The organism is Streptococcus sp. 27098_8_113 (genome assembly GCF_041432545.1).
Classification (GTDB): domain Bacteria; phylum Bacillota; class Bacilli; order Lactobacillales; family Streptococcaceae; genus Streptococcus.
Window position 1 is genome coordinate 1 of record NZ_JAPVZU010000021.1, and the last position, 23,816, is coordinate 23,816.

Here is a 23,816-nt window from a genome sequence, read left to right on the forward strand (position 1 = left end):
ATTATCCGCCATAGCTCAGTTGGTAGTAGCGCATGACTGTTAATCATGATGTCGTAGGTTCGAGTCCTACTGGCGGAGTAAATGAGCATATGAGAAAAGAGCAGTTAGCTCTTTTTTCTTTCTCTCTATCGATGCTTTTGCATTGTTTTAGAATCAGAGTGTTACTATAGTTGGAGCTTGACTCTTTTCTTTTTTGTGGTATAATTAACCGGTAAAGTTTCAACCAGTTAAGAAAGGAAGCGAAGAATGGGGCATTTAGCAGAAAAAATTAATCATTTTTTGAATGAGGTTATATTGACAGCTGAGAATCAACATGAAATCTTGGTCGGCTCTTGTACGAGCGATGTGCGGCTAACGAACACGCAGGAACATATTTTAATGCTCTTGTCTCAGGAGTCCTTGACGAATTCTGATCTAGCTAAAAGACTGAATGTTAGCCAGGCTGCTGTAACTAAAGCTGTTAAGGCTTTGGTGGAGCAAAAGATGTTGGAAACATTTAAGGATAAGAAGGATGCTCGTGTGACTTTTTATCGATTGACTGATTTGGCACGACCGATTGCGGAAGAGCATCAACATCATCATGTTCATACTTTGGAGACTTACCAGAGATTGGCAGAGCAATTTTCTTCTGATCAGCAAGAAGTGATTGTGAGATTTTTGGATGGTTTGATTGGAGAAATTGGGAAATGAGATATATCACAGTGGAAAATCTGTCTTTTTACTATGACAAGGAACCTGTGTTGGAGCATATTCATTACTTTTTGGATAGTGGAGAATTTGTTACCTTGACGGGGGAGAATGGAGCTGCTAAGACGACACTTGTCAAGGCCAGTCTGGGGATTCTGCAGCCTAAGCATGGCGAGGTCCAGATTTCCAAGACCAATGAGAGAGGCAAGAAATTGAGAATTGCTTATCTTCCTCAGCAGATTGGTAGTTTTAATGCAGGTTTTCCTAGCACGGTTTACGAGTTTGTTAAGTCGGGACGTTATCCGCGCAAGGGTTGGTTTCGTCGTTTGAATGAACACGATGAGGAACATATCAAAGCCAGTTTGGAGTCGGTTGGAATGTGGGAACATCGGGACAAGAGGATTGGCTCTCTCTCTGGTGGTCAAAAGCAGAGGGCTGTGATTGCTCGTATATTTGCTTCGGATCCGGATATTTTTGTCCTAGATGAGCCGACAACAGGGATGGATGCAGGCAGCAAGGATGAATTTTACAAGCTCATGCACCATAGTGCTCATCAGCATGGGAAAGCGGTCTTGATGATTACGCACGATCCAGAGGAAGTTCGCAAATATGCTGACCGCAACATTCATCTGGTTCGGAATCAGGACTCACCTTGGCGCTGCTTCAATGTGCATGAAAGTAACAGCGGACAGGAGGTGAGTCATGCTTAATCTATTTTCCTATGATTTTATGCAGCGAGCCTTTTTAGCAGTTATTGCCATGAGCCTCTTCTCACCTATTTTAGGTACTTTCCTTATTTTACGTCGGCAGAGCCTCATGAGTGACACGCTCAGTCACGTTTCTCTGGCAGGCGTGGCCTTTGGCCTGGTTCTAGGTTTGTCACCGACCTTCACAACAGTAGTGGTAGTTATAATCGCAGCAGTCTTCTTAGAGTATCTGCGGACTATCTATAAGAATTTCATGGAAATCGGTACAGCTATTCTTATGTCAACGGGATTAGCAGTTTCCTTGATTGTTATGAGTAAAGGTAAGAGTTCTAGCTCGATGAGTCTGGACCAGTATCTATTTGGCTCTATTGTGACTATCAGTAGGGAGCAGGTGGTTTCTCTTTTTGTCATTGCTGCTGTGGTGCTTGTCTTGACTTTCCTCTTCATTCGGCCTATGTATATCTTGACCTTTGATGAGGATACGGCCTTTGTGGATGGGCTGCCTGTGCGGACTATGTCTATTCTCTTTAATATTGTGACGGGTGTTGCGATTGCCCTCATGATTCCAGCTGCGGGAGCCTTGCTGGTCTCGACCATTATGGTCCTGCCGGCTAGTATTGCCCTGCGGATTGGGAAAAATTTCAAGTCGGTTATTTTGCTGGCAAATGTCATCGGCTTCTTTGGTATGATTGCCGGACTTTATATTTCTTACTATGCAGAAACGCCAGCAAGCGCCAGCATTACGATTATCTTCGTCAGCTTGTTCTTGCTGGTCAATCTGGTCAAAAAATTTATGAAATAGGAGCATAAAATGAAAAAAATTGGTTTACTATTAGCAGGTTTACTGAGTATTTTCTTGGTAGCTTGTTCCAATCAAAAAAATGCAGATGGCAAGCTCAGTATTGTCACGACTTTTTATCCGGTTTACGAGTTTACTAAGCAGGTTGCTGGAGATGAGGCCAATGTTGAACTTCTAATCGGGGCTGGTACAGAGCCGCATGATTATGAGCCTTCAGCTAAGGCAGTTGCTACCATTCAGGATGCAGATGCCTTTGTCTATGAAAATGAAAATATGGAGACTTGGGTTCCTGATTTGCTAAAAACCTTGAAAAATAAGGAAGAAAAGGTTATCAAAGCGACTGGAAATATGCTTTTGCTGCCTGGTGGTGAAGAGGAAGAAGACCATGACCATGGGGAAGAGGGACACCATCATGAATACGACCCCCATGTTTGGCTGTCTCCAAAGCGGGCTATTAAAATGGTGGAGCACATTCGATATAGTCTGAGCAAGGCCTATCCTGACAAGAAAGCTGCTTTTGAAAAAAATGCAGCGGCTTATATCAAGAAGCTGGAAGCTTTAGACAAAGAATATGAAGCTGGTTTAGCTAACGCGAAGCAAAAGAGCTTTGTTACTCAACACGCTGCCTTTAACTATCTAGCATTGGACTATGGTTTGAAGCAGGTGCCAATTTCTGGACTTTCACCAGATAGCGAGCCATCCGCTTCACGCTTGGCTGAATTGACCGAGTATATCAAGAAAAATAAAATCAAGTATATTTACTTTGAAGAGAATGCCTCTCAGGCTTTGGCTTCTACTCTGGCTAAGGAAACAGGAGTAGAATTAGATGTCTTGAATCCGCTGGAAAGCTTGACAGAAAAGCAGACCAAGGACGGGGCAGACTATATTTCAATCATGAAGGCCAATCTCAAGGCTCTCAAGAAAACGACTGACCAAGAGGGAGCAGAGATTGCTGCTGAGAAAGAAGAAGATACTAAGACAGTCCAAAACGGCTACTTTGAAGACAGTGCCGTCAAGGATCGGACCTTATCTGACTATGCAGGCAAGTGGCAGTCTGTCTATCCTTATCTGAAGGACGGTACCTTGGACCAAGTCTTTGACTATAAGTCTAAGCTGACTGGAAAAATGACGGCAGCTGAATACAAGGACTACTATGACAAGGGCTACAAGACAGATGTTTCCAATATCAATATCACAGACAAGACCATGGAATTTGTGGTAGATGGAAAATCCAAGAAATATACTTATAAATACGTTGGTAAGCACACTCTGACCTACTCTAAGGGAAATCGTGGAGTACGATTTATGTTTGAAGCGACAGACGCAGATGCAGGTCAGTACAAGTATGTTCAGTTTAGTGATCACAATATTGCACCGACTAAGGCAGCTCATTTCCACATCTTCTATGGTGGTGAGAGCCAGGAAGCACTCTTTAATGAGTTAGAAAATTGGCCGACCTACTATCCAAGTAAGTTGACAGGTCAAGAAATTGCCCAAGAGATGTTGGCGCACTAATAGAATAAAGTAAGAAGACGGGACTATCCCGCCTTCTTTTTTACATTTTGAAAATTAGCGATAAAAATACTTGACAAATTACGATTACAAATGTAAACTAATAATAAGCTGGATTACAAATGTAAATATTAAGGAAGTGTTAAACAATGGAACAGCAAAATATGAGCCAAGCAGAATGGCAAGTGATGCGTGTGCTGTGGGCCTATCCCCATAGTCGCAGTACAGAGATTATAGCGCGGTTAGAAGCCGATTTTTCTTGGAAACCGGCAACCATCAAGACTCTTTTGAATCGTCTAAAGACCAAAGAATTTATTGCCATGGAAAAGATCGAGGGTAAGTTTTACTACGATGCTCAGATTTTAGAAGCGGACCATCTGGAAAGTACTTGGCAGGCGCTTTTTGACAATATCTGTAATACTAAACACGGAGATCTTCTGATTTCAATGATTGAGGGCAATCAGTTTAGTCAGGGGGACTTGGAGCGGCTCAGCCAAGTCATTGAGAAGAAAAGAGCTTCGGCTCCTTTGGAAATCAAATGCAACTGCCCACAAGGCCAATGTCGTTGCGGGCACGGAAAGGAGGCGCATTGATGAGCGAGAAGAAAGAATACAAGCTTTCAGGTATGACCTGCGCTGCCTGTGCTATGACGGTAGAGATGGCGGTCAAGGACTTGGAAACGGTCGAGGAGGTCAGTGTCAATCTGGCGACAGAACGTCTCAGTTTGCTGCCTAAGGCAGGATTTGACAGTCAGCAAGTGCTGGATGCTGTAGCCGAGGCTGGTTATCAGGCAGAAGAAAAAGGAAAAGACAGACCGTCTGATGTGAGTGAAGAGGCTGCAATGAAAGCTCAGGAATTGCAAAAAAAGAAACAGCAATTACTGATTCTTTTGGTTACGGCTCTGCCCTTACTTTATATTTCTATGGGAAGTATGATTGGTCTTCCTTTGCCTAGCTTCTTAGACCATATGGCGCATCCCTTGGTCTTCGTTCTGTCACAACTGCTTTTGACTTTGCCTGCTGTGTGGATTGGTCGTGGCTTTTATCAGAGAGGTTTTCGTAATCTTATCAAGCAACATCCCAATATGGATAGTTTGATTGCGGTGGGGACCAGCGCAGCGTTTCTCTACAGTCTCTACTCGGTCAGCCAGGTTTTTCTAGGTCATCATGCCTTTGTTCATCAGCTTTATTTTGAGTCTGTTGCAGTGATTATTGCCTTAGTTCTTCTGGGTAAATATCTGGAAAGTTCAGCCAAGGGAAGAACGTCTCAGGCGATTCAGTCTCTGCTTGAGCTAGTACCTAGTCAGGCGACAGTGATTCGCTATGGAGAGGCTGTGACCATTGATACAGAGGATATCCGAGTTGGAGATATTATCCGTATCAAGCCAGGGGAGCGTATGCCGGTAGATGGCCTTGTGGCGGAGGGCCAAACCTTTGTGGATGAGTCTATGATGACGGGAGAAAGTGTCCCGATTGAAAAGAAGGTCGGCGACACCATTACCAGTGCAACAATCAATCAAAATGGTAGTATTGACTATCAAGCAACTAGGGTGGGTTCGGATACGACCTTAGCTCAGATTGTTAGATTAGTGGAAGAAGCGCAGGGATCTAAGGCACCGATTGCGGCCTTAGCCGATAAGATTTCGCTCTATTTTGTCCCAGTCGTGCTAAGCTTGGCTACTTTATCCGCGCTTAGCTGGTATTTTCTAGCTGGTGAGAGTCTTAGCTTTTCCCTGTCAATCTTTATCGCAGTCCTGGTCATTGCCTGCCCTTGTGCGCTGGGATTAGCCACTCCGACAGCCATCATGGTTGGGACTGGCAAAGGGGCTGAAAATGGAATTCTGATTAAGTCTGGTCAAGCTTTGGAAGCAGCTTATCAGCTGGACACCATAGTTCTTGATAAGACTGGGACGATTACGGTTGGTAAGCCCAGTCTGACAAATCTGTTGCCCTTGAGTGATTTTAGTCGGTCTGACTTGTTGCAGCTAATAGCCAGTGCTGAGCAGCATTCTGAGCATCCTTTGGCTCAGGCTATCTTGGAAGCAGCTGAAGAGGAGGAGCTTGACTTGCTGCCTGTCAGCCATTTTGAGGCCATTGTTGGCCGAGGTTTGTCAGCTCAGGTTGAAGGTAAGCATCTTCTGGTGGGAAATGAGTCTTTGATGAAAGAAAAGAACATTGACAGCAGTGCCTTTCAAGAACAGTTGTTAGAGCTGTCCAAGGAAGGGAAGACAGCTATGTTTGTCGCAATAGATGGACAGCTAGCAGGTATTTTAGCGGTAGCCGATGAGATGAAATCCAGCAGCCTGTCGGCGGTGCAGGAGCTCCAGTCTATGGGACTAGAAGTCGTCATGCTGACAGGAGATCGTGAAGAAACAGCGACAGCTATTGCCCAGAAAGCTGGAATCCAAAAAGTTATCGCTGGTGTATTGCCAGATGGTAAGGCCACTGCTATCAAGAACTTACAGGAAGCTGGGAAAAAACTGGCTATGGTAGGAGACGGTATCAATGACGCACCAGCTCTGGTACAGGCAGATGTTGGAATTGCCATCGGATCAGGTGCTGATGTAGCTATTGAGTCCGCAGATGTAGTGCTTATGCATAGTGATTTGCAGGATGTAGTCAAGGCTATCAAGCTCAGCCAGGCGACCATCCGCAATATCAAAGAAAATCTCTTTTGGGCTTTTGCCTACAATACACTAGGCATCCCGATTGCTATGGGTCTGCTGCATCTTTTTGGCGGCCCCTTGCTCAATCCTATGTTGGCTGGTCTGGCCATGAGCTTAAGCTCCGTGTCAGTTGTGGCCAATGCTCTGCGTCTAGGACGCTTTAAATTTTAAAATGAAGGAATATACGGAGGAATAAACCTATGAAACAAACAGTTCAATTAGAAAATTTATCTTGTCAAAATTGTGTCAAACACGTCACCCAGCACTTCCTATCTATGGAGGGAGTGTCAGATGTGACAGTAGATCTGGACAAGCAGACAGCAGAAGTTATTGCGGATAGATCCTTGAGTGTAGAGGATTATCAGGTGGCTTTGAGCAAAACCATCTATAAAGTCTTAGGGGTGCAGGATAGCTGAGCCAACTTGTAAAATAGGCTGAAAAAGTCTATAATATTAGTAATCATTTATTGGATAAGGAGAAAGCCATGAAGCAGAAAATAGTCTATCCTTTGTTATGTTGCTTAGCTCTATCGACTTTGGCAGCCTGCTCTAGTAAGTCAGTTAATTCTACTCAGACAAGTTCGAGTACTACTCAGGAATCTTCTCAAGTAGCTTCTAGCCAGAGTGTTGCAGAATCGTCTTCTTCTGCTGCAAGCAGTCAAAGCTCAGCAGAAGCTAGTTCAGAAAAGACGCAAGAGGAGAAAAAATCAATGGATATTTCGGCCTTGGCCAATGGAGACTACTCCAGTGTGAAAGGAACCTGGCAGAATGCTGCTGGTCACCAGCTGGTGTTCAATGATAAAGGGTTAGTTTCTGATAGCTATGAGCTGTATGGAGCATCGTTAACGGATTATGGAACGGCTTCTGGCGGTGTGTACGGTGGTGAGACCGGAGGTTTCTTGCTAGAATTCATTCCAAAAGGTGTCAAGCTTGCGAATAAAGAAAATTTCCAAGATAGCTCAGATGCCAGCCAAGATCGTCTGTGGACGGGAGTTGGGATGAATAGCTTTGATGAACAAGGTCAATTTTATTATCGTGTTACTAACTAGTCGTGTAGGATAGAAATTTTCTATCCTATTTTTGTTTTAAAAGAGTAGTTAGTTGAAATATGATAAAAAATTGTGCAAACGTTTGAATAAATGCTTGAAATAATAATTAAAAAAGGATATAATATTTTTATGAAAGCGCTTTGAAATTTTTAGGGATTTCAAAGGCAACTATTTTCACATAAAGTAAAGGGGAACTTATGGTTGAGTTAAATCTGAAAAACATTTATAAAAAGTATCCAAATAGTGAGCACTATTCTGTTGAAGACTTTAATTTGGACATCAAGGACAAGGAATTTATCGTTTTCGTCGGTCCGTCAGGATGTGGGAAATCCACAACGCTGCGTATGATTGCGGGTCTTGAGGATATCACAGAAGGAACAGCGTCAATTGACGGCAAAGTGGTCAATGACGTGGCGCCGAAAGACCGCGATATTGCCATGGTCTTCCAGAACTATGCCCTCTATCCGCACATGACAGTCTATGACAACATGGCTTTCGGATTGAAACTGCGCAAGTACAGCAAGGAAGATATCGACAAACGTGTGCAAGAAGCGGCTGAAATCCTTGGTTTAAAAGAATTCTTGGAGCGTAAACCAGCAGACCTTTCTGGTGGTCAACGTCAGCGTGTTGCCATGGGACGGGCCATCGTGCGTGATGCAAAGGTTTTCCTAATGGATGAGCCTTTGTCAAACTTGGATGCTAAATTGCGTGTGTCTATGCGTGCTGAGATTGCCAAAATCCATCGTCGTATCGGAGCAACAACCATCTACGTTACCCACGATCAGACAGAAGCCATGACACTGGCTGACCGCATTGTTATCATGTCAGCAACCAAGAATCCTGCTGGAACTGGAACCATTGGTCGAGTGGAACAAATCGGTAGTCCACAAGAAGTTTATAGAAATCCAGTCAACAAGTTTGTGGCGGGCTTCATTGGTAGCCCAGCGATGAACTTTATCACTGTGACGCTTGAGGGGAATGAAATCGTTGCTTCTGGATTACGTTTGACTGTGCCAGAAGGAACACTGAAGGTTCTGCGTGAGAAGGGTTATGACGGCAAGAAATTGATCTTTGGTATTCGTCCAGAAGACATTAATACAGAACCTGCTTTCCTAGAAACTTTCCCAGACTCTGTGGTTCATGCGACTATTTCTGTCTCTGAGCTTTTGGGTGCTGAGTCTCACCTATACTGCCAAGTTGGCGACAGTGAGTTTATCGCGCGTGTAGATGCTCGTGACCACTTGGAGACAGGTGTTGGAATTGACCTTGGTTTCGACTTGAACAAGGCGCATTTCTTTGATTTCGAAACAGAGAAAACAGTTTATTAAAATATGAGTTAGAAAAAGATAGTCCGCAAGCTAAACGGAATACATTTGGTCTGCGGACTATCTTTTCTTTATTTTGCTTTTCCGATAAGAATGGTAGCTGCAATGGTCACTTGGGTGAGGTCAGTCCAGTCGATCTGGTCTTGCTCGACATGAAAGAGCAGCGGTGTCATTGCTAAAAGAGCTGCTCGGCTTTCGGCAGTCAAGGACTGGCTGGACTCGACAGTAATCTCGGAGATTATATCGAAGTGTTCTTGGAAATGCTGAATGACTTCTTGGTTAGAGTAATCCTTGTTGCTGAGCTGTCTAGCGGCTTTTTGGCGAATTTCTTGAAGATGGTGCTCAGTGGGGATGACCTTGATGAGGAGGGCATTGTCAGACATGACTCTCTGAAATTCCTGATAATTGGCTGGAGAAAAGATGTCTAAAATGATGTCCATGCTGGCATCTTGTAGCGGTAGATTGGCCAAATCACCGACGAACCAATTGACTGCGAAAGAGCTGTCACTCTTGGCTGCTAGCTGGATAGAATCTTTTGAAATATCGAAGGCATAGAAGGTTTTTTTGGAATGGATTTCTTGGAGTTTGCGAGAGTAGAAGCCTTCGCCGCAGCCAATATCTAAGACTGTTTTGGCAGTTTCTGAGTTAGCAAGTAAGCTCGAGACAGCCTCTAAGATAGCTTGGTAGAATCCAGCTTCTAAAATCAACTGCCGATTCTGAAAACTTATCTTATCGTAGTCTTTGGGCTGCTTGATTTGAGGTGCTAGATTTACATAGCCAAACTTGGCCAAGTCATAAGAATGCCGGTGGTGACATTTGAGGCTGTTTTCCATCAGCTGTAATTCTTCCTTGCAGATGGGACAGGCAAAGGCGGTCGCTGTGGCAAAGCGAGCGAGTTTTGGTTTCAAGTTTGTATTCATAGTTTTAAGTCTAGCAAAAGTGAATCTTGAAATCAAGATTTGCTTCAATTTTCTTGATACAAAATGAAGAAATATAAAAGGATACCCTGTAGGAGTATCTATGATTGCTTTTGAACTTAATTTTATATATAATGATTACAAAGGAGGAAATCAATATGTTAAAAGAAGCATTAACAGTGGCAAAGATTGCTAAAAAATCAGGTCTCTTTTTAGGAGGCTTAGCATTTGGTACAATTGGTTTGAAGGTTCTAGCAAGCAAAGAAGCTAAAAAAGGTTATTCTAGGGCCTTGGCTAAAGCCTACAAATTGAAAGATGAACTGGATGCATCTGTTTCTGTTGTAAAACAACACGGTGATGATGTTTTACAAGACGCTAAATATTTATACGAACAGGAAAAGAAAGAAGAACAACTAGATAGCCTGACAGGTGAATAATATGTCTTTTAAAGTGCTACATAGAGGATACCAACATATCCGATTATCATCCTCTTTTTCACTGACCTTGGATATTCAAGATTATCTTCGTTCCTTGGCTAGAGATGAAAAAGGGATCGACTCTATTCAGTTTTATATAGATCAGCAGCACTTTACTCTACGTATGAAAGAGGGCTTCTCTGTATTAGAAAATGCAGAGGCCTTTTTAAAAAGAATTGATAAGGGGAAAGTTTCGGACTTGATGACTCTTCCCATTCGTAGAGAAGAGAGTGCTTATTCTATTGTTTCAGGTGCAGCGGTTAAGCGTGTACTTTTTCGTAGTTTTGTGCCGTATCCTATTCGCTATATATGGACTTGTTATCAGGCTTTTGGCTATATTAGAGAAGCCTATCAAACACTAGCGCGTAAGGAACTAACGATGGAAGTCTTGGACTGTTCGGCCATTTTATTGTCCTTGTTTATGAACCAATCCAAGACAGCTAGTAATATCATGTTTATGCTTGATTTAGGGAATTGTCTGGATCAGTGGTCTTTGAAAAAAACAGCGACAGATTTGGAACAGAGCCTTCTTGCTAAAGAAAGTGATGTCTTCTTAGTGCAGGGTGACATGGTCATCAGCATCAAGAGCTCTGATGTTCAAGTAGGCGATGTATTAGTTGTCTCCCAAGGGAATGAAATCTTGTTTGATGGCCAAGTGGTTTCAGGATTAGGAATGGTCAATGAAAGTTCCTTGACCGGCGAGAGCTTTCCAGTTGAAAAAAGAGAAGCCGATCTCGTTTGTGCTAATACTGTCTTAGAGACTGGCGAATTGCTCATTCGTGTAACGGACAACCAAATGAATAGTCGGATTTTGCAACTGATTGAGTTGATGAAGAAATCCGAAGAGAACAAGAAGACCAAACAACGCTATTTCATCAAGATGGCGGACAAGGTTGTCAAATATAACTTTTTAGGTGCTGGTCTGACTTACCTATTAACAGGTTCTTTTTCTAAGGCTATTTCTTTCTTATTGGTCGATTTCTCCTGCGCTTTGAAAATCTCTACTCCTGTAGCTTATTTAACGGCTATCAAGGAGGGTTTGAATCGTGAAATGGTGATTAAGGATGGGGATGTTCTGGAGAAATATCTGGAAGTCGATACCTTCTTATTTGATAAGACGGGGACAATCACAACTAGCTATCCTATAGTTGAAAAGGTGTTACCTTTTGGAGACTATAGTGAGGAAGATATTCTCAGAATCAGTGCCTGTCTTGAGGAGCACATCTATCATCCTATCGCTAATGCCATTGTCAAGCAAGCTGAGATAGAGGGAATTGAACATGAGGAAATGCATGGGAAACTCCAATATATTGCAAGCAAGGGAATTAAGTCCCATATTGATGGTGAATCGGTTGTCATCGGAAATTTTGTCCTGATGCAAGACGAGCAAATCAATATTAGTCCTGAACAAAATGCCCTGATCGAAGAATATAAGAATCACTACAATCTACTGTTCTTGGGCTATCGCAATGATCTTATTGGGATGTTCTGTATCCATACTCCTTTGAGAAAAGAAGCAAAAGTTGCCTTAGAAAAGCTCAAAGCTCAAGGAAAGAAACTGATTTTAGCAACAGGTGATACCTTGGTTAGAACGGAAGAACTTGTAAAAGATTTGCCGTTTGATCAAGTTTATACAGATTTGAAACCTGATGGAAAATTTGAATTGGTGCAGGAGTTACAGCAATCTGGTCATGCTGTCTTAATGGTCGGAGACGGCCTGAATGACTCGGCAGCTCTAACCCTTGCGGATATTGGTGTTGTGATGAATGAAAGTGCAGATATTTCTAAGCAAATGAGCGATATATTATTATTAGATAATCGCTTGGATTTCTTCCAAGAGTTGGATTCGCTATCATCATCTTTGCAAATACTCATCAAGAAGAATATTCAAGATACCATTGTCGTAAATAGTAGTTTGATTGGCTTTGGCTTGTTTAATTGGCTCAGTCCTTCAAATCTCTCTATCTTACATAATCTAACAACCTTGCGCATTGTCTTGCGTAGTCTGTCTATTAAAAATAGATAGATGAGAGTTATTAACAGCAAAAAGGAGTTACCTTTCTCGAGGTTAACTCCTTTGTTTATAGATAAATGTTGAACAGTTTAGTAAGTCAATACAAAGTATTTCTTCTTACCACGGCGGATAACAGTTAGTTCGTTTTCGAGCTTGTCTGCGTCACTCAAGACATAGTCCAGATCTTGGATGCGGTCGCCGTTGATATAGATAGCTCCGTTTTGCACATCTTCGCGAGCTTGGCGTTTTGAGTTGACCACACCAGCTGATACGAGGATTTCGACAATGTTAAGGTTTTCGTCAGCTTGTACTTGGTAGTTTGGCACGCCACGAAGTCCTTGTTTGAGTTCCTTGACAGAAAGATTTTTGATATTTCCAGCAAAGAGTTGCTCGGTAATATTGAGGGCTTCCTTGTAGGCCTCTTCGCCGTGAACAAGAGTTACCACTTCACGAGCGAGGACTTTTTGAGCCAAGCGTTCGTGTGGAGCTGCTTCAAATTGCTTACGGATGTCTTCAATCTCATCGAGCGACAAGAAAGTAAAGATCTTCAAGAAGCGAATAGCGTCAGCATCCATAACATTCATCCAGAATTGGTACATTTCGTATGGAGAAGTCTTGTCGGCATTGAGCCAGACCGCGTTTCCTTCTGATTTACCAAATTTCTTACCAGTCGCATCAGTGATAAGGGGAACAGTAATAACGTGACCTGTCTTGTCAGCCTTACGACGAAGCAATTCGGTACCAGCTGTCATATTTCCCCATTGGTCAGAACCACCGATTTGCAGAGTTACGTTATGTTCTTTGTTAAGGACAAAGAAGTCGTAACCTTGCATGATTTGGTAAGCAAACTCTGTGTAAGAAATCCCTGTTTCAATCCGTTTTTTTACGGATTCCTTGCTCATCATGTAGTTGACAGTGAAGTATTTACCAACATCACGGAGGAAGTCAATGAAGCTGATGCTGCCAAACCAGTCGTAGTTGTTGACCATGATAGCCTTGTTTTCGCCATTTTCAAAGTCAAGAAAGCGTGACAGTTGGCCTTGGATAGACTGAACCCAGCCATCGACAGTTTCCTTGGTTTGCAGGCTACGCTCCGCATCTTTAAAGGATGGGTCACCAATCAGACCCGTTGCACCACCGACGAGAGCATAAGGTTTGTGACCAGCTAACTGTAAGCGGCGACTGGTCAAAATAGCTACCAAGTGACCTAAGTGCAGACTGTCCGCTGTTGGATCGTATCCAGTATAATAAGAGACCTGCCCTTCTTCTAAGGCTTTACGCAAAGCTTCTTCATCAGTCGTTTGAAAAATCAAACCACGCTCTTTTAGCTCATCAAAAATGTGCATAGTTGTCTCTCCTTTTCTAAGATAGCAAAGGATTTTGCCCTTGCTCAAGTATTTTTTGTTTTATCCCTCTATTGTATCACAAACGCGACAAATAGCAATGAGTAGCTAGAAAATAATTCCCGCAAAAGCGCTAGAATTAGCTCTTTCTTGATATAATCTGCTGATGTTTGCTATAATAGTCGATAAGGAGAATCTATGTTGAAAGAATTTATAAAAAAGTTAAGGCAGTTTGGTAAGGGGGAGCCCTCACCTGCTAAGACGTCTAAGCCAAAAGGAGAGACATGGTCGGTACTTGATATTGTTTCCGTTATTTTCCGGACAGTAAAACTACTCTTAAATGTCGCTTTTGTGTTTATCTTTTTTGGAATAGTATTGGGGGCTGGACTCGGATTGGGCTATGCCGCCAGCCTTTTTAGTGATGTCTCCGTGCCGAAGCAGGAGGAGCTGGTAAGTCAGGTCAATAAAATTTCTGGGATTTCGAAGCTGACCTATGCTAACGGAGAGTTGATTTCTGAAATCGATAATGATTTGTTGCGGGTCCCAGTTGCCAGCGATGCGATTTCGGATAATGTCAAAAATGCTATCATTGCGACGGAAGATGAAAACTTTGAAACTCACAATGGTGTTGTGCCCAAGGCGGTTCTGCGGGCAACCTTGGGTTCTGTAGTTGGAGTTGGTTCATCCAGCGGGGGCTCGACTTTGACTCAGCAGTTGATCAAGCAGCAGGTCGTGGGAGATGCTCCGACTTTCAAGCGGAAGGCAGTAGAGATTGTTGATGCCTTGGCTTTGGAACGCTATATGTCTAAGGATGACATTCTGACTGCTTATTTGAATGTGGCACCTTTTGGTCGGAATAACAAAGGACAAAATATTGCTGGAGTGGAAGAAGCAGCTCAAGGGATTTTTGGTGTATCAGCCAAGGATTTGAGTATTCCGCAGGCTGCTTTTATTGCTGGATTGCCTCAGAGTCCGATTGTTTATTCGCCCTATGCCTCTGATGGTAGCATGAAGAGTCCAGATGATATGGCTTTAGGTCTAGAGCGGGCTCGGAATGTTTTGTATAATATGTACCGTACAGGTCGACTGAGTGAGGCAGACTATCAGCAGTACAAAGACTATGATCTGACGCAAGATTTTAAATCGACTGAGAGCCTTCAAAAGAGCTCGCATAGTTACCTCTACCATACAGCTTTTTCAGAAGCGCAGACGGCCATGTATCAGTATTTGATTCAGCGGGACAATGTATCCCAGCAAGAATTAAAAAATAATGCAACGGTTGAAGCTTATCAAGAGTTGGCTCGAAAAGAGCTGAGCGAGGGTGGCTATACGGTCACGACCACTATCAATCATTCCATTCATCAGGCGATGCAGAATGCTGTTGCCAACTACGGTGGTCTCTTGGATGATGGGACAGGAATGGTCGAGGTTGGAAATGTTCTTCAGGACAATAAAACAGGAGCCATTATTGGTTTTGTCGGTGGTAGAGACTATAGTTCTAATCAAAACAACCATGCTTTTGATACGGAAAGATCTCCTGGTTCGACTATCAAGCCGATTTTAGCTTATGGGATTGCCATTGACCAAGGGCTGATGGGAAGTGCAAGTGTCCTTTCCAATTATCCGACGAACTTCTCTAGCGGTGAGCCGATTATGCACGTGGATAGTCGCGGGACAGGCATGATGGACCTGCAGGAAGCCCTCAATACTTCTTGGAATATTCCAGCTTATTGGACCTATCGTGCACTTCGCGAGAAGGGTGTGAATGTCCGAGGCTATATGGAAAAAATGGGCTACCATATTGACAACTATGATATTGAAAGTCTACCAATGGGTGGGGGCATCGAGGTTTCGGTTGCCCAGCACACCAACGGTTTCCAGACCTTGGCGAATAATGGCTCTTACCAAGAAAAGTATATGATTGATAAGATCACAGCTCCTGACGGCAAGGTGGTTTATGAGCATAAGGCAAAACCAGTTCAGGTTTACTCGCCTGCTACTGCAACGATTATGCAAAGCTTGATGCGAGGTGTGCTCAACTCTGGTGCAACTACGACCTTTAAATCAAGGATTAGTCAAGTGAATGGTACCTTGGCAGGCGCAGACTGGATTGGCAAGACAGGTACAACCAACAGCAATGGTGATATGTGGCTCATGCTTTCCACTCCAAGGATGACCCTTGGAGGCTGGATTGGTCATGATGACAATACTTCTATGGCTGCCCTAACAGGCTACAATAATAATGCGGCCTATATGGCCTATCTAGCCAATGCCATTTATGAGGCGGATCCAAATGCCTGGGGAATCGGAGAGAAATTCAATCTTGATTCGAGCGTTATCAAGTCTGATGTTCTCAAGTCTACTGGAGAAAGACCAGGAACCGTCACAATCAACGGTCGCTCCATCAATCTAAGCGGTCCGACTGTTCCTAGCTACTGGGCTAAGAATGGCGCTCCAACGACGAGCTATCGCTTTGGTATCGGCGCATCAGATGCGGATTATCAGAGAGCTTGGGGAGCTATCTTGGGTGGCTATACCTCTAATTCTGGTTCTAACTTTAGCTCTAATCCGAATTCCAATAATGGGACTAATTCTAGCAGTAACCGGCAGGGAAACTAGGACATCAAAAACGGCTTTTCAACTTTTCAGAAAGAAGAGGAAAGCCTTGCAATTTCTAGATAAATACGGTATAATAGTATCAATAATTTGTCGTGTGCTTTAATTGAAATATTGTCCGATTAAAGCTTGCAGCAGTTAAATCAAACTTTTTATAAGTCAGATTTAGCTGCTCTTTTTGTGTCTATTTTTCAGAATTCTAGGATTTGTAACGCAAACTTAAAGATTCTAAAAACTTAGCAAAAAGGACTGATTGTAGCTGTTTTGACGAGAGTCAATGGCGTAGAAGGGGTCTCCCCTTGGTAAGAGTGAAGAAGAGTGTGATATGAGAGGCAGATGGTTGTTATTTCAATAATCGGTAAATCTCAATTCTCTCCGATTCCCTCCCTCTGTACATTATAAAAAAGGAGTTAGAAACTTGGCAGGACATGACGTTCAATACGGGAAACATCGGACCCGTCGTAGTTTTTCAAGAATTAAAGAAGTTCTTGATTTACCAAACTTGATTGAAATTCAAACAGACTCGTTTAAAGATTTCTTGGACCATGGTTTGAAAGAAGTCTTCGAGGATGTGCTTCCTATTTCAAACTTTACCGACACCATGGAACTGGAATTTGTCGGCTATGAAATCCGTGAGCCTAAATATACGCTGGAAGAAGCTCGTATCCACGATGCTAGCTACTCAGCGCCAATCTTTGTGACTTTCCGTTTGATTAACAAGGAAACTGGTGAAATCAAGACGCAGGAAGTCTTCTTTGGCGACTTCCCAATCATGACTGAAATGGGAACCTTCATCATCAATGGTGGTGAGCGGATTATCGTGTCTCAGTTGGTGCGTTCGCCAGGGGTTTACTTCAACGATAAAGTTGATAAAAATGGTAAAGTTGGCTACGGCTCAACTGTTATTCCTAACCGCGGAGCTTGGTTGGAGCTAGAAACAGACTCAAAAGATATCGCCTATACTCGTATTGACCGGACTCGTAAAATTCCATTTACTACTTTGGTTCGTGCGCTTGGTTTCTCAGGTGATGATGAGATCTTGGACATCTTTGGTGACAGCGACTTGGTGCGCAATACCATTGAAAAAGATATTCACAAGAACCCAATGGACTCTCGTACGGATGAAGCTCTGAAAGAAATCTATGAGCGTCTTCGTCCAGGTGAGCCTAAGACGGCTGAAAGCTCACGTAGCTTATTTGTGGCACGTTTCTTTGATCCACATCGCTATGACTTGGCTGCAGTTGGTCGTTACAAGATTAATAAGAAGCTCAACATCAAGAATCGCCTCCTCAATCAAACATTAGCAGAACATCTAGTAGATGCTGAAACAGGTGAAATTCTTGTTGAAGCTGGTACGGTTATGACTCGCAGTGTGATTGACAGCATTGCAGAGCAACTGGACAATGGTTTGAACAAGATCACTTATATTCCAAACGACTCAGCTGTCTTGACAGAGCCTGTGGAATTGCAGAAGTTCAAGGTTGTTGCACCAAGCGATCCAGATCGTGTTGTGACCATCATTGGCAATGCGAACCCATCTGACAAGGTTCGGACTGTAACACCAGCTGATATTTTGGCTGAAATGAGCTATTTCCTCAACTTGGCAGAAGGTATCGGCCGTGTGGATGATATTGACCACTTGGGGAACCGTCGTATTCGTGCGGTTGGTGAGCTTTTGGCCAACCAAGTTCGTCTGGGACTTTCTCGGATGGAACGTAATGTTCGCGAACGGATGAGCGTTCAGGACAATGAGGCTCTCACACCGCAACAAATCATTAACATCCGTCCTGTAACTGCTGCTATTAAAGAATTCTTTGGTTCTTCACAGTTGTCACAGTTCATGGACCAACACAATCCACTGTCTGAGCTTTCTCACAAGCGTCGTCTGTCTGCCTTAGGACCTGGTGGTTTGACACGTGACCGCGCTGGTTATGAAGTGCGGGACGTGCACTATACTCACTATGGTCGTATGTGTCCGATTGAAACGCCTGAAGGACCAAACATCGGTTTGATCAATAACTTATCTTCTTACGGACATCTTAACAAATACGGATTTATTCAAACACCTTACCGTAAGGTAGACCGTGAAGCTGGTGTGGTAACCAACGAAATCGTTTGGCTGACAGCTGATGAGGAAGATGAATTTATCGTAGCGCAGGCAAACTCTAAGCTTAATGAAAAAGGTGGCTTTGCTGAGCCTATCGTTATGGGACGCCACCAAGGTAACAACCAAGAATTCCCATCAGACCAAGTAGACTACATGGATGTATCGCCTAAGCAGGTAGTTGCCGTGGCGACAGCATGTATTCCTTTCTTGGAAAATGACGACTCCAACCGTGCCCTCATGGGTGCCAACATGCAACGTCAGGCTGTGCCTTTGATTGATCCTAAAGCACCTTATGTCGGTACTGGTATGGAATACCAAGCAGCCCACGATTCTGGTGCGGCGGTTATTGCCCAGTATGATGGTAAGGTTACCTATGCGGATGCGGATAAGGTAGAAGTTCGTCGCGAAGATGGTTCACTAGATGTGTACCACATCCAAAAATTCCGTCGTTCTAACTCAGGAACTGCCTACAACCAACGCACCCTTGTAAAAGTTGGCGATGTCGTTGAAAAAGGCGACTTTATCGCAGACGGACCTTCTATGGAAAATGGAGAAATGGCGCTTGGACAAAACCCAATCGTTGCCTACATGACTTGGGAAGGTTACAACTTCGAGGATGCGGTTATCATGAGTGAACGCTTGGTCAAAGATGATGTCTACACATCTGTTCACTTGGAAGAATACGAATCAGAAACCCGCGATACAAAGCTTGGGCCTGAAGAAATCACTCGCGAAATTCCGAATGTCGGTGAAGATGCCCTTAAAGACCTTGACGAGATGGGTATTATCCGTATCGGTGCGGAAGTTAAGGAAGGCGATATCCTTGTAGGTAAAGTGACACCTAAGGGTGAAAAAGACCTTTCAGCTGAAGAGCGCCTCTTGCACGCTATCTTCGGCGATAAGTCTCGTGAAGTACGTGACACCTCGCTTCGTGTACCACACGGTGCCGATGGTGTCGTTCGCGATGTGAAGATCTTTACCCGCGCTAATGGTGATGAGCTACAATCAGGTGTTAACATGTTGGTGCGTGTCTACATCGCTCAAAAACGTAAGATCAAGGTCGGAGATAAGATGGCCGGACGTCACGGAAACAAAGGGGTTGTATCCCGTATCGTTCCTGTGGAAGATATGCCATACCTTCCAGACGGAACCCCAGTTGATATCATGTTGAACCCACTTGGGGTGCCATCACGTATGAATATCGGTCAGGTTATGGAACTCCACCTTGGTATGGCAGCTCGTAACTTGGGCATCCACATTGCGACACCAGTCTTTGACGGAGCAAGCTCAGAAGATCTCTGGTCTACAGTTCGTGAAGCTGGTATGGATAGCGATGCTAAGACGATTCTTTATGATGGCCGTACTGGTGAGCCATTTGATAACCGCGTTTCTGTCGGTGTCATGTACATGATCAAGCTCCACCACATGGTTGACGATAAGCTCCATGCCCGTTCAGTTGGTCCATACTCAACCGTTACCCAACAGCCACTCGGAGGTAAAGCTCAGTTTGGTGGACAACGTTTCGGGGAAATGGAAGTTTGGGCCCTAGAGGCTTACGGTGCGTCAAACGTACTTCAAGAAATCTTGACTTACAAGTCTGACGATATCAACGGACGTTTGAAAGCTTATGAAGCGATTACCAAAGGGAAACCAATTCCAAAACCAGGTGTGCCAGAATCCTTCCGAGTTCTTGTGAAAGAATTGCAATCTCTTGGTCTTGACATGCGTGTCCTTGACGAAGATGACCAAGAAGTAGAATTGCGTGACTTGGATGAGGATATGGATGAAGATGTGATCCATGTGGACGATCTGGAAAAAGCACGTCAAAAACAGGCTCAAGAAGCTAAAGCAGCTTTTGATGCTGAAGGAAATGAAGAAAAATAATTCGTCGCTGATTAGATAAATAAGAAAGGTAAGAAATAGTGGTTGATGTAAATCGATTTAAAAGTATGCAAATCACCCTAGCTTCTCCAAGTAAGGTCCGTTCATGGTCTTACGGAGAAGTGAAGAAGCCTGAGACAATCAATTACCGGACCTTGAAGCCAGAACGTGAAGGCCTCTTTGACGAGGTGATCTTCGGGCCAACCAAGGATTGGGAGTGTGCCTGCGGTAAATACAAACGGATTCGTTACAAAGGGATTATTTGTGACCGCTGCGGTGTTGAAGTAACACGGACCAAGGTTCGTCGTGAACGTATGGGGCACATCGAGCTTAAAGCACCGGTTTCTCACATTTGGTATTTCAAGGGAATCCCAAGCCGTATGGGCTTGACTCTAGATATGAGTCCGCGCGCCCTAGAAGAAGTCATTTATTTTGCGGCTTATGTGGTGATTGATCCTAAGGAAACACCACTGGAGCACAAGTCTATCATGACGGAGCGCGAGTATCGTGAGCGCCTCCGTGAATATGGTGCAGGTTCATTCGTTGCCAAGATGGGAGCAGAAGCGATCCAAGACTTGCTGAAACAAGTGGATTTGGAAACAGAAATTGCGGCTCTCAAGGAAGAATTGAAAACAGCTTCTGGTCAAAAACGAATCAAAGCTATTCGTCGTTTGGACGTTTTGGATGCCTTCTACCGCTCTGGCAATAAGCCAGAATGGATGATTCTCAACATCCTGCCAGTCATTCCACCAGATCTACGTCCAATGCTTCAATTGGATGGTGGCCGCTTTGCCTCATCTGACTTGAACGACCTCTACCGCCGCGTTATCAACCGGAACAACCGTTTGGCTCGTTTGCTTGAGTTGAATGCACCAGGTATCATCGTTCAAAATGAGAAGCGAATGCTGCAAGAAGCAGTTGATGCTTTGATTGACAACGGTCGTCGTGGCCGTCCAATCACTGGACCAGGTAGCCGTCCACTTAAGTCTTTGAGCCATATGCTCAAAGGTAAACAAGGACGCTTCCGTCAAAACTTGCTGGGTAAACGGGTTGACTTCTCAGGCCGTTCCGTTATCGCTGTTGGTCCGACATTGAAGATGTATCAATGTGGTGTGCCACGTGAAATGGCGATCGAGCTCTTCAAACCGTTTGTGATGCGGGAAATTGTTGCCCGTGACTATGCTCAGAATGTGAAAGCTGCTAAGCGCATGGTAGAGCGTGGAGATGAGCGTATCTGGGATGTCTTGGAAGATGTTATCAAAGAACACCCAGTGCTCCTTAACCGCGCACCGACCCTTCACCGTTTGGGTATCCAAGCCTTTGAGCCAGTTCTAATCGATGGTAAAGCTCTTCGCTTGCACCCACTGGTCTGTGAAGCCTACAATGCCGACTTTGACGGTGACCAAATGGCCATCCACGTCCCATTGTCTGAAGAAGCGCAAGCTGAAGCTCGTATCCTCATGCTGGCTGCTGAGCACATCTTGAATCCGAAAGACGGAAAACCAGTTGTAACACCGTCTCAGGATATGGTCTTGGGTAACTACTACCTGACCATGGAAGAAGCAGGTCGTGAAGGTGAAGGCATGGTCTTTAAAGACCGTGATGAAGCCGTGATGGCCTTGCGTAATGGCTATGTCCACTTGCACACTCGTGTTGGTATCGCGACAGATAGCCTCAAGAAGCCATGGACAGAAGATCAAAAACACAAGATCCTCATGACCACAGTAGGTAAGATTCTCTTCAACGATATCATGCCAGAAGAGCTGCCTTACCTGCAAGAGCCAACGAATGCTAACTTGACAGAAGGCGTTCCAGCTAAATACTTCTTGGAGCCTGGTAAAGACATTAAGTCTGCCATTGAAGCTCTAGAGCTAAATATTCCGTTCAAGAAGAAAAATCTAGGAAATATCATCGCTGAAATCTTCAAACGCTTCCGCACGACAGAAACATCTGCCCTGCTGGACCGCTTGAAAGACCTAGGTTACCACCATTCTACGCTGGCTGGTTTGACAGTAGGTATTGCTGACATTCCAGTCGTGGAAGACAAGGCAGAGATCATTGAAGAATCCCACAAGCGTGTAGAACAAATTACTAAACAATTCCGTCGCGGTATGATTACTGATGACGAGCGCTACAATGCAGTGACTGCTGAATGGCGTGCTGCCCGTGAAAAATTGGAGAAACGCTTGGTTGCCAACCAAGATCCGAAGAACCCAATCGTTATGATGATGGACTCTGGAGCCCGTGGTAATATCTCGAACTTCTCACAGCTTGCCGGTATGCGTGGTCTGATGGCTGCGCCAAACGGACGTATCATGGAGTTGCCAATCCTTTCAAACTTCCGCGAAGGTTTGTCAGTACTCGAAATGTTCTTCTCAACTCACGGTGCCCGTAAGGGTATGACCGATACGGCCCTCAAGACAGCCGACTCAGGTTACCTGACTCGTCGTCTGGTTGATGTTGCCCAAGATGTGATTATCCGTGAAGACGACTGTGGTACAGACCGAGGTTTGCTCATCACTTCTATCACAGAAGGCAAGGAAATGATCGAGTCTCTGGAAGAGCGTCTCAATGGTCGTTACACTAAGAAAACGGTTAAACATCCAGAAACTGGTGCAGTTATCATTGGTCCAAATGAATTGATCACCGAAGACAAGGCGCGCGAGATTGTCAATGCTGGTGTTGAAGAAGTGACGATTCGCTCTGTCTTTACATGTAACACCCGTCATGGTGTCTGCCGTCACTGTTACGGTATCAACTTGGCGACTGGTGATGCGGTTGAAGTCGGTGAAGCAGTCGGAACCATCGCTGCCCAATCTATCGGGGAACCTGGTACACAGCTGACCATGCGTACCTTCCACACGGGTGGTGTTGCCTCTAATACCGATATCACACAAGGTCTTCCTCGTGTCCAAGAAATCTTTGAAGCCCGCAATCCGAAAGGGGAAGCGGTCATCACAGAAGTCAAGGGTGAAGTTACTGCTATCGAAGAAGATGCATCTACTCGTACTAAGAAAGTCTTTGTTACAGGTGCAACTGGTGAAGGTGAATATGTGGTGCCATTTACAGCCCGCATGAAGGTAGAAGTTGGCGACCAAGTTTCCCGTGGTGCTGCCTTGACTGAAGGCTCTATCCAGCCTAAGCACTTGCTGGCTGTCCGCGATGTCTTGTCTGTTGAAACTTACCTGCTTGCTGAGGTACAAAAAGTTTACCGTAGCCAAGGGGTAGAAATCGGCGACAAACACATCGAAGTAATGGTTCGTCAGATGATTCGCAAGGTGCGCGTCATGGATCCAGGAGATACAGATCTCCTCATGGGAACTCTCATGGATATCACTGACTTTACAGATGCTAACCGTGATGTGGTTATCTCAGGCGGAGTGCCTGCGACAGCTCGTCCAGTCCTCATGGGAATCACCAAAGCTTCCCTTGAAACGAACAGCTTCCTGTCTGCAGCTTCCTTCCAGGAAACAACTCGTGTCCTGACAGATGCAGCTATTCGTGGTAAGAAAGACCATCTGCTTGGTCTCAAGGAAAATGTTATCATCGGTAAGATTATCCCAGCTGGTACTGGTATGGCTCGTTACCGTAACTTGGAACCACAAGCAATCAATGAAGTTGAAATTATTGACGAAGTTGTGGAAACAGCAGAGACTGAAGAAGTTGAAACAAGCGTAGAATCATAAGAACTTGCTTGAGTTTACAATATAAAAGTCTAT

The 23,816-nt window shown here is 44.2% G+C and carries 16 protein-coding genes and 1 tRNA gene; 15 read left to right on the plus strand and 2 right to left on the minus strand.

The window, feature by feature from the left end; all coding sequences use genetic code 11:
- Positions 1–4: 4 nt before the first annotated feature.
- From O3644_RS09635 to O3644_RS09680, 10 genes are all read left to right on the plus strand, one after another.
- A tRNA-Asn gene (locus tag O3644_RS09635) sits at positions 5–78 on the plus strand.
- 168 nt (positions 79–246) lie between these two features.
- A complete protein-coding gene (locus O3644_RS09640; protein WP_048765509.1) occupies positions 247–690 on the plus strand; it encodes a zinc-dependent MarR family transcriptional regulator in 444 nt (147 codons plus the stop codon).
- Positions 687–1,397, plus strand: coding sequence for a metal ABC transporter ATP-binding protein (locus tag O3644_RS09645; protein WP_048765506.1), 711 nt, complete (start codon positions 687–689; stop codon positions 1,395–1,397). Before O3644_RS09640 ends, O3644_RS09645 begins: the two co-directional genes overlap by 4 nt.
- Positions 1,390–2,196, plus strand: coding sequence for a metal ABC transporter permease (locus O3644_RS09650; protein ID WP_048765503.1), 807 nt, complete (start codon positions 1,390–1,392; stop codon positions 2,194–2,196). The genes O3644_RS09645 and O3644_RS09650 overlap by 8 nt, the downstream gene beginning before the upstream one ends.
- Positions 2,197–2,205: 9 nt before the next feature.
- Positions 2,206–3,708 carry a zinc ABC transporter substrate-binding protein AdcA gene (locus tag O3644_RS09655; RefSeq protein WP_048765499.1) on the plus strand — a complete coding sequence of 501 codons (1,503 nt, stop codon included), beginning with the start codon at positions 2,206–2,208 and terminating at the stop codon, positions 3,706–3,708.
- A gap of 146 nt (positions 3,709–3,854) precedes the next feature.
- A complete protein-coding gene (locus O3644_RS09660; RefSeq protein WP_048765496.1) occupies positions 3,855–4,298 on the plus strand; it encodes a CopY/TcrY family copper transport repressor in 444 nt (147 codons plus the stop codon).
- A complete protein-coding gene (locus O3644_RS09665; protein WP_371595607.1) occupies positions 4,298–6,541 on the plus strand; it encodes a heavy metal translocating P-type ATPase in 2,244 nt (747 codons plus the stop codon). The genes O3644_RS09660 and O3644_RS09665 overlap by 1 nt, the downstream gene beginning before the upstream one ends.
- Before the next feature lie 29 nt (positions 6,542–6,570).
- Complete coding sequence (locus O3644_RS09670) at positions 6,571–6,786, plus strand: heavy-metal-associated domain-containing protein (protein WP_125390155.1); 216 nt, start codon at positions 6,571–6,573, stop codon at positions 6,784–6,786.
- 68 nt (positions 6,787–6,854) lie between these two features.
- Entirely contained in the window at positions 6,855–7,418 is a 564-nt protein-coding gene (locus tag O3644_RS09675) for a DUF6287 domain-containing protein (protein ID WP_371595608.1), read from the plus strand.
- A 197-nt stretch (positions 7,419–7,615) separates the two neighbouring features.
- On the plus strand, positions 7,616–8,746 hold the full coding sequence (locus O3644_RS09680) for an ABC transporter ATP-binding protein (protein WP_048765487.1): 1,131 nt from the start codon (positions 7,616–7,618) through the stop codon (positions 8,744–8,746).
- Positions 8,747–8,814: 68 nt separating this feature from the next.
- Here O3644_RS09680 and O3644_RS09685 read toward each other — a convergent pair whose 3' ends face one another.
- On the minus strand, positions 8,815–9,663 hold the full coding sequence (locus O3644_RS09685) for a methyltransferase domain-containing protein (protein WP_048765516.1): 849 nt from the start codon (positions 9,661–9,663) through the stop codon (positions 8,815–8,817).
- A 155-nt stretch (positions 9,664–9,818) separates the two neighbouring features.
- Here O3644_RS09685 and O3644_RS09690 point away from each other — a divergent pair, with 155 nt between their 5' ends.
- A complete protein-coding gene (locus O3644_RS09690; RefSeq protein ID WP_015604268.1) occupies positions 9,819–10,097 on the plus strand; it encodes a DUF6110 family protein in 279 nt (92 codons plus the stop codon).
- 1 nt (position 10,098) lies between these two features.
- Positions 10,099–12,162: a heavy metal translocating P-type ATPase gene (locus tag O3644_RS09695; RefSeq protein WP_371595609.1), complete on the plus strand. Its 2,064-nt coding sequence runs from the start codon at positions 10,099–10,101 to the stop codon at positions 12,160–12,162.
- A 77-nt stretch (positions 12,163–12,239) separates the two neighbouring features.
- Here O3644_RS09695 and tyrS read toward each other — a convergent pair whose 3' ends face one another.
- Positions 12,240–13,496: a tyrosine--tRNA ligase gene (tyrS, locus tag O3644_RS09700; protein ID WP_371595610.1), complete on the minus strand. Its 1,257-nt coding sequence runs from the start codon at positions 13,494–13,496 to the stop codon at positions 12,240–12,242.
- A gap of 195 nt (positions 13,497–13,691) precedes the next feature.
- Between tyrS and pbp1b the strand changes: the two genes are divergently transcribed.
- The 3 genes from pbp1b to rpoC all read left to right on the plus strand — a co-directional run bounded on the left by pbp1b (position 13,692) and on the right by rpoC (position 23,783).
- Complete coding sequence (pbp1b, locus tag O3644_RS09705) at positions 13,692–16,112, plus strand: penicillin-binding protein PBP1B (RefSeq protein WP_371595611.1); 2,421 nt, start codon at positions 13,692–13,694, stop codon at positions 16,110–16,112.
- Positions 16,113–16,527: 415 nt separating this feature from the next.
- Positions 16,528–20,100 carry a DNA-directed RNA polymerase subunit beta gene (gene rpoB / locus O3644_RS09710; protein ID WP_371595612.1) on the plus strand — a complete coding sequence of 1,191 codons (3,573 nt, stop codon included), beginning with the start codon at positions 16,528–16,530 and terminating at the stop codon, positions 20,098–20,100.
- 38 nt (positions 20,101–20,138) lie between these two features.
- The gene (gene rpoC / locus O3644_RS09715) at positions 20,139–23,783 is read left to right on the plus strand and encodes a DNA-directed RNA polymerase subunit beta' (RefSeq protein WP_371595613.1); all 3,645 of its coding nucleotides are present in this window, start codon (positions 20,139–20,141) and stop codon (positions 23,781–23,783) included.
- The last annotated feature ends 33 nt before the right edge of the window (positions 23,784–23,816 follow it).

Excerpts from the sequence above, each read along its gene's own strand:
- O3644_RS09665 (WP_371595607.1), top strand. The coding sequence starts at position 4,298 with ATGAGCGAGAAGAAAGAATACAAGCTTTCAGGTATGACCTGCGCTGCC.
- O3644_RS09695 (WP_371595609.1), top strand. The coding sequence starts at position 10,099 with ATGTCTTTTAAAGTGCTACATAGAGGATACCAACATATCCGATTATCA.
- O3644_RS09685 (WP_048765516.1), bottom strand. The coding sequence starts at position 9,663 with ATGAATACAAACTTGAAACCAAAACTCGCTCGCTTTGCCACAGCGACC.
- O3644_RS09655 (WP_048765499.1), top strand. The coding sequence starts at position 2,206 with ATGAAAAAAATTGGTTTACTATTAGCAGGTTTACTGAGTATTTTCTTG.
- tyrS (WP_371595610.1), bottom strand. The coding sequence starts at position 13,496 with ATGCACATTTTTGATGAGCTAAAAGAGCGTGGTTTGATTTTTCAAACG.
- O3644_RS09660 (WP_048765496.1), top strand. The coding sequence starts at position 3,855 with ATGGAACAGCAAAATATGAGCCAAGCAGAATGGCAAGTGATGCGTGTG.
- O3644_RS09640 (WP_048765509.1), top strand. The coding sequence starts at position 247 with ATGGGGCATTTAGCAGAAAAAATTAATCATTTTTTGAATGAGGTTATA.
- O3644_RS09690 (WP_015604268.1), top strand. The coding sequence starts at position 9,819 with ATGTTAAAAGAAGCATTAACAGTGGCAAAGATTGCTAAAAAATCAGGT.
- O3644_RS09650 (WP_048765503.1), top strand. The coding sequence starts at position 1,390 with ATGCTTAATCTATTTTCCTATGATTTTATGCAGCGAGCCTTTTTAGCA.
- O3644_RS09670 (WP_125390155.1), top strand. The coding sequence starts at position 6,571 with ATGAAACAAACAGTTCAATTAGAAAATTTATCTTGTCAAAATTGTGTC.
- pbp1b (WP_371595611.1), top strand. The coding sequence starts at position 13,692 with ATGTTGAAAGAATTTATAAAAAAGTTAAGGCAGTTTGGTAAGGGGGAG.
- O3644_RS09680 (WP_048765487.1), top strand. The coding sequence starts at position 7,616 with ATGGTTGAGTTAAATCTGAAAAACATTTATAAAAAGTATCCAAATAGT.
- O3644_RS09645 (WP_048765506.1), top strand. The coding sequence starts at position 687 with ATGAGATATATCACAGTGGAAAATCTGTCTTTTTACTATGACAAGGAA.
- O3644_RS09675 (WP_371595608.1), top strand. The coding sequence starts at position 6,855 with ATGAAGCAGAAAATAGTCTATCCTTTGTTATGTTGCTTAGCTCTATCG.